The sequence below is a fragment of the Pseudomonas sp. CFBP13528 genome, from assembly GCF_005233615.1.
Lineage (GTDB): Bacteria > Pseudomonadota > Gammaproteobacteria > Pseudomonadales > Pseudomonadaceae > Aquipseudomonas > Aquipseudomonas fluorescens_AM.
Genome location: NZ_QGAJ01000026.1, coordinates 40,938 through 49,962 on the forward strand (window position 1 = coordinate 40,938; position 9,025 = coordinate 49,962).

The window sequence follows — 9,025 nt, forward strand, 5'->3', positions numbered from 1 at the left end:
GCTGGATGCGACCAACCAAAGGAGCTCTTTACATCACTTGGCGGTAGCGACCACCGTATCCGGCTGCCAGCCACCCCCCAGCGCCTTGTAGATCGCGACTATCCCGCGATACAGGTCCACTTCGGCCTGGGCCTGGGCGTCTTCGGCGGCCAGGCGTTCGCGCTGGGCGTCGAGCAGTACCAGGAAGTCGACGGTGCCTTCGCGGTAGCGGATCGCTGCGAGGTCGGCGGCGGCGCGGCTGGATTCGCTTTGGCGGATCAGCGAGACCAGGCGTTGCTGGCGCTTGCCGTAGTCGCTGAAGGCGTTTTCGGATTCCTCCAGTGCCAGCAGCACTTGCTGTTCATAGGTTGCCAAGGCGCCATCGGCCTCGGCATTCGCACCGCGCAAGCGTGCGCGCACGCTGCCCAGGTCGAACGCGGCCCAGGTAATGCTTGGGCCCAGGGACCAGGCATTCGCTGCGGCCGAACCGATCTGCGAGCCGCGCCCGGCGGTAAAGCCGAGGAAGCCACTGAGGCTGACCCGTGGGAACAGGTCGGCCTTGGCCACGCCGATCCGCGCGGTGGCGGCGGCCAGTTTGCGTTCGGCGCTGAGGATGTCCGGGCGGCGTTGCAGCAGTTGCCCCGGATCGCCAATCGGTAATGCCTTGGCAATCGCCGGCAGGTTTTTGGGGCTCAGGTCCACACTCAGTTTGTCCGGGCGCTCGCCGAGGAGGGTGGCGATGCGGTTACGCTCGCGCACTTGCTCGGCCTGCAGTTGCGGCACGCTGGCTTCTACCGCCGCCAGGCGCGCATCGGCACGTTCCACGTCAAGCTGATCACCCACACCGGCATCGCGCAGGCTCACGGTGATGCTGCGCGAATCCTGCTGGTTCTTCAGGTTGTCCAGGGCGATGCGCTCACGCAGCTGTGCACCGCGCAGTTGGCCGTAGGCATCCACCAGTTCGGCAATCATGGTGACTTGCAGTTGGTACAGGTCGGCTTCGGCCACTTGTTGGTCGGCGTCGCTGGCTTCCAGGTTACGGCGGATGCGCCCGAACAGGTCGACCTCCCAGGCCATGTCCAGGCCCAGGTCGTAGCGCTCGCTGTTGACACGCCTGGTGGTCTGGCCCGGAATCTGGCCTTTGCCCACTTCACTGCTGGCGCGGGAGGTGACCACCGGCATGACGTCATTGGCCGCGTCATCACGAATCGCACGTGCCGCCCGCAGGCGGGCAAACGCTACGCGTAAATCACGGTTGCCGCTCAATGACTGGGTCACCAGCTGGTTAAGTGTCGGGTCTTCGAACTGCTGCCACCAGATACCTTCGTATTTGGCGTGGTCGTAGCTTTTGCTGTCGGCGGCGGCCGTGATATTGGCCGCCTCCAGCTGTTGGGTCTTGTAGTCCGGGCCTACGGCACAGGCGGCGAGCGCCAGTACCAGCAGGCTCGGCAGGAATATTTTCACACTCATTGCTGTGTCTCCAGCTTCAGGGCCTTGGCCGCTTTGCGCGCTTCCTGGCGCTCCACATAGCGCCGGATCAGTACGTAGAACACTGGCGTCAGCAACAGACCGAAGAAGGTCACCCCGATCATCCCGGAGAACACCGCCACGCCCATGGCATGCCGCATCTCGGCACCGGCACCGCTGGACAGCACCAGCGGCACCACGCCCATGATGAACGCGAACGAGGTCATCAGGATCGGCCGCAGACGCAGGCGGCAGGCTTCCAGTACCGCAGCCAGTGGGTCGAGGCCTTCCTGCTGTTTATCCTTGGCAAACTCGACGATCAGGATCGCGTTCTTGCAGGCCAGGCCCACCAGTACGATCAGGCCGATCTGGGTAAAGATGTTGTTGTCGCTGCCCGAGAGAATCACTCCGGTGATGGCCGACAGCAGCGTCATCGGTACGATCAGGATCACCGCCAGCGGCAGGCTCCAGCTTTCGTATTGGGCGGCCAGTACCAGGAACGCCAGCAGCACGCAGAGCGGGAACACGAACAGCGCGGTATTGCCCGAGAGGATTTGCTGATAGGTCAGGTCGGTCCACTCATAGGTCATGCCGTTGGGCAGTTCATCTTTCAACAGCTTTTCAATGGCTATCTGGGCCTGGCCGGAGCTATAGCCCGGTGCGGCGTTGCCGTTGATTTCAGCGGTGATAAAGCCGTTGTAGTGCATCACGCGATCGGGACCTGAGGTGTCGCTGACCTTGATGAAGGTTGCCAGCGGGATCATCTCGCCTTTGTTGTTGCGCACTTTCAACTGGCCGATCTGGTCGGCGTCCTGGCGGAACTGCTGCTCGGCCTGCACGTTGACCTGATAGGTCCGTCCGAAGCGGTTGAAGTCGTTGGCATACAACGAGCCCAGGTAGACCTGCAGGGTGTCGAAGATGTCGCTGATCGCCACGCCATGGGTCTTGGCCTTTTCACGGTCGATGGCCGCGTCGACTTGTGGCACGTTCACCGTGTAGCTGGTGAACAGGCCGAACAGCTCGGGCACGTTGTGGCTCTTGGCGATGACGTTCTGCACTTCTTTGTACAGCTCGTCATAGCCGAGGTTGCCACGGTCTTCGATCTGCAGGCGGAACCCGCCGATGGTGCCCAGGCCTTGTACCGGTGGCGGCGGGAAGATCGCCATGTAGGCTTCTTCGATATTGGCGTATTGACCGTTCAGTGCACCGGCAATCGCACCGGCAGACATGCTCGCGTCCTTACGTTCGTCGAAAGGCTTCAAGGTCACGAACACGATGCCGCTGTTCGGGCTGTTGGTGAAGCCGTTGATCGACAGGCCGGGGAAGGCAATCGCGGCTTCCACGCCAGGTTGTTTCAGGGCGATCTCCGACATGCGCTTCATCACGCTTTCGGTGCGATCCAGGCTCGCGGCGTCGGGCAGTTGGGCGAAGGCCACCAGGTATTGCTTGTCCTGGGCCGGTACGAAACCGGTCGGGGTATGGGCAAACCCGAAGAACGTCAGCACCATCAGGCCGGCGTACACGAACAGGGCAATGCCGCTGCCGCGAATCACCCGGCGTACGGTCCCCACGTAGCCATGGCTGGCCTTTTCGAAGAAGCGGTTGAACGGACGGAACAACCAGCCGCCGAAGACCTTGTCGAGGAACCTGGAGAAACGGTCCTTCGGCGCGTCGTGGGCACGCAGCAGCACGGCAGCCAGGGCAGGGGACAGCGTCAGCGAGTTGAACGCCGAGATCACCGTCGAGATTGCAATGGTCAAGGCGAACTGTTTGTAGAACTGTCCGGTCAAGCCGCTGATGAAGGCGGCCGGGATGAACACCGCGCACAGCACCAGCGCCGTGGCGATGATCGGGCCGGTCACTTCGCTCATGGCCTTTTCAGTGGCCGGGAACGGCTCCAGGCCCAGCTCGATATTACGCTCGACGTTCTCCACCACCACGATGGCGTCGTCCACCACGATGCCGATGGCCAGTACCAGGCCGAACAAGGACAGCGCGTTGAGCGAGAAGCCGAACAGGTGCATCACCGCAAACGTACCGATCAAGGAGACCGGGACCGCCACCAGGGGAATGATCGAAGCGCGCCAGGTCTGCAGGAACAGGATCACCACCAGCACCACCAGAATCAGTGCTTCGAACAGGGTATGCACCACCGCTTCGATGGAGCCGCGCACAAAGATGGTCGGGTCATAGGCGATGCGGTAATCCATGCCCGCCGGGAAGCTCTTTTTCAGCTCGGCCATTTTTGCGCGTACATCGTTGGAGATGTCGATGGCGTTGGAGCCGGGACGCTGGAAAATCGGAATCGCCACGGCCGGCTGGTTATCGATCAGCGAGCGCAGCGCATATTGGCTGGAGCCCAACTCGACCCGGGCGATGTCCTTGAGCCGTGTGATTTCACCGTTGGCACCGGCGCGAATCACAATGTTCTCGAACTCTTCCTCGGTGACCAGGCGGCCTTGGGTGTTAACCGACAGCTGGAAGCTGGTGTCACTCGGCGCAGGCTGGGCGCCCAGGGCACCGGCGGCCACCTGACGGTTCTGCTCGCGAATCGCCGTGACCACATCGGTCGCGGTCAGGTTGCGTGAGGCGGTCTTGTTCGGGTCGAGCCACACGCGCAGGGAATAGTCGCCCATGCCGAACAGCTGCACGTCGCCGACGCCGCCCAGGCGGGCCAGCTCATCCTTGATATTGAGGATGGCGTAGTTGGACAGGTACAGCATGTCGTAACGCTGATCCGGGGAGGTCAAGTGCACCACCATGGTCAGGTCGGGAGAGGCCTTGTCCACGGTGATGCCGATGCGTGTCACTTCCTCAGGCAGTTTTGGTTGAGTGCGCGTCACCCGGTTTTGCACCTGCACCTGCGCATTGTCCAGGTCGGTGCCCAGGGCGAAGGTGATGGTCAGGGTCAGCTTGCCGTCGGCGGTCGACTGCGAGGACATGTACAGCATGTTCTCGACGCCTGTAATGGCTTGCTCCAGCGGAGCCGCCACGGTTTCGCCGATGACTTTGGGGTTCGCACCCGGGAAGTTGGCGCGTACCACGACGGTCGGCGGCACCACTTCCGGGTATTCACTGATCGGCAGCTGGAACAGCGAGATTGCGCCTGCGATCAGGATCAACAGCGACAGCACCGCTGCGAAGATCGGCCGCGAAATGAAGAACTTGGAAAAATTCATCTTGAGTCGTATCCCTTAACCGCGTGGAGTCGCGCTGCTGGCAAGCTTGGGCGCGGTTTTGTCCGGCGCCACTTGCTCCAGGTTGCTGGCTTCAAGCGCTTGTCGTTGTTGGGCCAGGGCGGCGAGGGTTTCCTGGCTGGCCATCGGAATGGTTTCCGGCGCCACCGGTGAGCCCGGGCGCACGCGCTGCAGGCCCTTGACGATAATGGTGTCGTCCTTGTTCAAGCCGCTGCGCACGATGCGCAAGCCTTCGATCTTCGGGCCCAGTTCCACGGCGCGATAGGCCGGCTTGTCGCCTTCCATCACCAGTACGAACTTCTTGCCCAGGTCGGTGCCCACGGCTTCGTCGTTGATCAGCACGGCGGAGTAGGTGCCGCTGCCCACCAGCTTCAGGCGCGCATACAGGCCAGGGGTGTATTCGCCCTTGCTGTTATCGAACACTGCACGTCCGCGGATGGTGCCGGTGGCCGGGTTGACCTGGTTGTCGACGAAGTTCATCTGGCCCAGGTGCGGGTTGCCGGTTTCATTCGACAGGCCCAGGTACACCGGCGTGGTCGCGCCGCGACGGCCTTGGCGGGCCAGCTCGGTGTACTTGAGGAACACACGCTCATCGGCATCGAAGTAGGCGTAGACCTTGTCGGTGGAGACCACACTGGTCAGCGCGGTGGTGTCGGCGGTGACCAGGTTACCGGCGGTGATCTCGGCACGGCTGACGCGGCCGCTGATGGGCGAGGTGACGCGGGTAAAGCTCAGGTTCAACTTGGCCAGGTCCAACTGCGCCTGGATCCCGGCCATCGCGGCGCGGGCTTCCTGGGCCGCAGTGGCGCGCGAGTCGGCGAGTTCGGCGGAGATCGCATTGCTCTGGCGCAGGCGTTCGCCGCGTTGTGCTTCGTTTTCACTGCGGGTGGCCGCGGCCTTGGTCTGCGCAAGCTGAGCTTCAAGGCGGCGCACTTCGGCCTGGAACGGGCGCGGATCGATCTGGAACAGCAGGTCGCCTTTCTTGACCAAAGCGCCTTCGGTGAAAGCGACTTGGTCAATCTGGCCAGAAACCCGCGGACGAATCTGTACGGTTTCCGGAGCTTCCAGGCGCCCGGTGAATTCATCCCACTCGTTGACCGGCTGTTCCAGCACCTTGGCCACGCTGACTTTGGCAGCAGGCATGGCGGCCGCTTGTTCCGGGGTCTTGCCGCACGCGCTCATCACCACCACGGCCAATATCGCCAGGGGCAAGCGCAAATGTTTGAGTGACTGTTCCATGAGGTGCATCCGCCAATGTATTTGAGATGGGCGGATCATGCGCGGGGAGGCGGTATGTCACGAATCGAATGAAGCAAAGGTAACTATCATTCGGAATGATATAAGCGCCGGGGACAGCCCCCTAGTGTGCAGTTTTAGTTAGGGAGCTATCAATGTGATTGATGGCAAATACTGTTGTTGCTGGCGTGTTTGAACTCACCGGTATTGTCCCAGCCTCGCAGGCCGGGACAACTAGGTGACTTTTACGGCTGAGACTGAGCGGGCTCTCCGCTCAACGCATCGACCATGGGTGGGTGCTCCTGCACCGCCTGGCGCAAGTCCTCGGTGACTCGCAGCTCGGCGCCCGTCGGCGAGAACGTTGCCGCTGCCGCAAACGGCGCGGGATTGGCCGGCACGGGGCGCTTGCCGCGTCGCCACAGGAAGAAGGTGACCATGCACAGGTTCACCAGCGCAAATACCCAGAACAGGCCGTTGGCGCCGAACGAATTCATCACCGGCGAAATCATCATCGGGCTGATGGCCGAGCCCAGCGAGTTGATCAGCAACAGCCCCTGGATCATCGGCACCAACGCGTCGGCGGGGGCGCGGTCGGCGGCATGGCTGACGGCGACCGGGTACAGCGCGAACACCGCGCCGCCGAGCAGGAACAACAGCACCGCCAGCAGCATCGACGACAAGGGCAGCAGGACGATCAGCAGTGACAATACGCTGCATGCCACCGCCAGAATGGTCAGCACCTGCAAGCGATCCTTGTGGTCGGACCAGCGTCCGACCGGGTATTGCAGGAGCATGGCGCCGAGGATCGTCCAGGCCATCATGCTGCCGACTTCGCCCACGTTCAGGCCGGCGCGCTGCAGGTACAGCGGCAGCAAGGTGTAAACCGCCGCGATGCTGACCCCCGAGCCGAAACACCCGACCAGCCCGGTCGGCGTCACGCCCAGCAGTTGTCGTGGTTTGAGCGGTTCAACCTGATCCAGCAGGGGCGAGACCCGTGGCAGGATCACAATTGGCAATACCGACAACGAAGCGAGCATGCCGGCCACCATGAACGGCGCGCTGTCGCTCAGGCCGGCGATTCTGCCCAGCGCCGCCTGGCCCAGCACGCCGGCGCCATACAGCACAATCATGTACAGCGCGAGCAAGCGCCCGCGAATCTTGGCATCGCCGGCCAGCAGCAGCCAGCTTTCGATCACCAGAAAGACCCCGACCGTGGCCCAGCCGTTGACCAGGCGCAGCGCGAACCAGCCCCAGCTGTCGTAGAACAAGCCCTGCAGCAGGATGGTCACCGCGATCAACGAGGCAAAGCTGCCGTAGGCGCGGATATGGCCGATGCGCAGAATCAGCCGGTCATTGAAGACGGCGCCGAGCGTCAGGCCGATGAAGTAGGCCGATGACACGATCCCGATCATCGTGGCCGATGCGCCGGCCGCGTCGAGTCGAAGGGTGGTCAGGGAGGAAAGAAAGCCGTTGCCCAGCGCAACAATGAACAGCCCCAGCAAGGGCGCCAGCGCCATGGCCAGCAAACGCGCAGACATAAAGACCTCTGGAAAATCGAACGGCGAAACAGGCGGTCGCCTGCAAACGAGCGCGGGATTCTACGGCCTGCGCGTGATTTTCCAAGCGCTGTCTGCTGCGACGTTAGGTCGCAGGTGTAATAGGGTCGACCACATAAAGCGCAAGAAAATTTTTTCCATCCATCCTCTCCCGCAAAGCTCCCGTCCGGTCGAGCAAAGACCCTGGCGGGCCTGCGCCTTGATAATCGCTGCACTCAACTCCACCGCAGCAACGAGCACCGCGTCCCGCCATGAACCTGCGCACCTTCATCCGTAGCCACTGCCTTAACTGCGCGCTCGCTACGAAGGCACTGACCCGACTGCATAAGTCGCTCTCTGTACTTGTCACTCACCTGGCCATGCGAGGCTTCGACTCCACAGCCTGTCCGGCCACCCGTGACGAGGCCGCACTCGACCGTCGCCTCAGTACCCTGTGCCCGGAGCTGGCCGCCACCGTGTTCAGCCATGCCCGCGACGGGATCATCCTGGTCGACCCGTTCGGCCGCGTCATCGCCGTGAACGAGGCCTTCAGCCGGCTCACCGGCTACGGGCGGGACGAGGTGCTGGGGCGAGCGTTGAATTCCCATCGCATGGTGCGTCGGCTGGCGACGTTTTATGCGCCGATGAAGAACGCACTGGATTTCCACGGGCACTGGTCCGGTGAGATCCAGAGCAGCCACAGGGATGGACGGCAGATGACTTCGCGAATCAGCGTCAGCGCGGTGCATGACCGTCACGGGAATGTTCAGCACTACGTGGCGCTGTTCAGCGACATGACGCAGATGAAGCAGCGCCTGCAGTTGCTGGAACGTGATGCCCGGTATGACGCGCTCACCCAGTTGCCCAATCGGTTGCTGTTGGCCGAGCGGATGCGCCAGGCACTGGGCAAGGCGCGCATTGAGCAGCAGAAAGTGGCGATCGCGTTTATTGACCTTGATGGGTTCAAGGCGCTTAACGACAGTTACGGCCATGATTGGGGCGATCGGGTGTTGCAGATTGTCGCGGCGCGGATCAACGCGACGTTGCGCGAAGGCGACACATTGGCGCGGCTCGGTGGCGATGAGTTTGTGGCGGGACTGGTGGGTTTGCAGGCAGCGGAAGACAGCGAGCCTTTGCTCCAGCGAATGTTGCAGGCCGCCAACGCGCCGATTCTGATTGGCACGCAGACGGTGGAGATTGCCGCGAGTATCGGCGTGGCGTTTTACCCGGAGCATGGGGCGCAGGTCGATGGGCTGATCAGCAAGGCGGATCAGGCGATGTACCTGTCGAAAAAGGCCGGTGGTAACCGTTTGGCGTTTTGTCCGATGCGGTGTGTTTCGGCTATCAAGGCATAGGTATCTACACAACGTTGGCGTGACGCCGAGCTTGTGGCGAGGGAGCTTGCTCCCGTGACAGTCGGACAGCTAACGCGTATCGACCTGATGCTCCGCATCCAAATGTGGGAGGGGGCTTGCCCCCGATGGCGGCCTCAGGATTGGCCAGGATGTTGGATCAGACCGAGTACATATCCGTTTCTGCGGTAACGGCTGCTATGGGTTCCGCTTTTACAGCGGGTCACTTTTGGAAAAGAGCCCCAAAAGTAACCAAAAA

The 9,025-nt window shown here is 62.3% G+C and carries 5 protein-coding genes; 1 reads left to right on the forward strand and 4 read right to left on the reverse strand.

Annotated features, from left to right (window positions below; all coding sequences use genetic code 11):
• Positions 1 to 33: 33 nt before the first annotated feature.
• The 4 genes from PspCFBP13528_RS26735 to PspCFBP13528_RS26750 form a co-directional block, all read right to left on the reverse strand.
• On the reverse strand, positions 34 to 1,449 hold the full coding sequence (locus PspCFBP13528_RS26735; RefSeq protein ID WP_137201863.1) for a TolC family protein: 1,416 nt from the start codon (positions 1,447 to 1,449) through the stop codon (positions 34 to 36).
• Positions 1,446 to 4,625: an efflux RND transporter permease subunit gene (locus tag PspCFBP13528_RS26740; RefSeq protein ID WP_065950784.1), complete on the reverse strand. Its 3,180-nt coding sequence runs from the start codon at positions 4,623 to 4,625 to the stop codon at positions 1,446 to 1,448. Before PspCFBP13528_RS26740 ends, PspCFBP13528_RS26735 begins: the two co-directional genes overlap by 4 nt.
• A 15-nt stretch (positions 4,626 to 4,640) precedes the next feature.
• The gene (gene mexE / locus PspCFBP13528_RS26745) at positions 4,641 to 5,882 is read right to left on the reverse strand and encodes a multidrug efflux RND transporter periplasmic adaptor subunit MexE (RefSeq protein ID WP_065950882.1); all 1,242 of its coding nucleotides are present in this window, start codon (positions 5,880 to 5,882) and stop codon (positions 4,641 to 4,643) included.
• Between the two features lie 242 nt (positions 5,883 to 6,124).
• Positions 6,125 to 7,417, reverse strand: coding sequence for an MFS transporter (locus PspCFBP13528_RS26750; RefSeq protein WP_101220482.1), 1,293 nt, complete (start codon positions 7,415 to 7,417; stop codon positions 6,125 to 6,127).
• 269 nt (positions 7,418 to 7,686) lie between these two features.
• Between PspCFBP13528_RS26750 and PspCFBP13528_RS26755 the strand changes: the two genes are divergently transcribed.
• On the forward strand, positions 7,687 to 8,769 hold the full coding sequence (locus PspCFBP13528_RS26755; protein WP_137201864.1) for a sensor domain-containing diguanylate cyclase: 1,083 nt from the start codon (positions 7,687 to 7,689) through the stop codon (positions 8,767 to 8,769).
• The last annotated feature ends 256 nt before the right edge of the window (positions 8,770 to 9,025 follow it).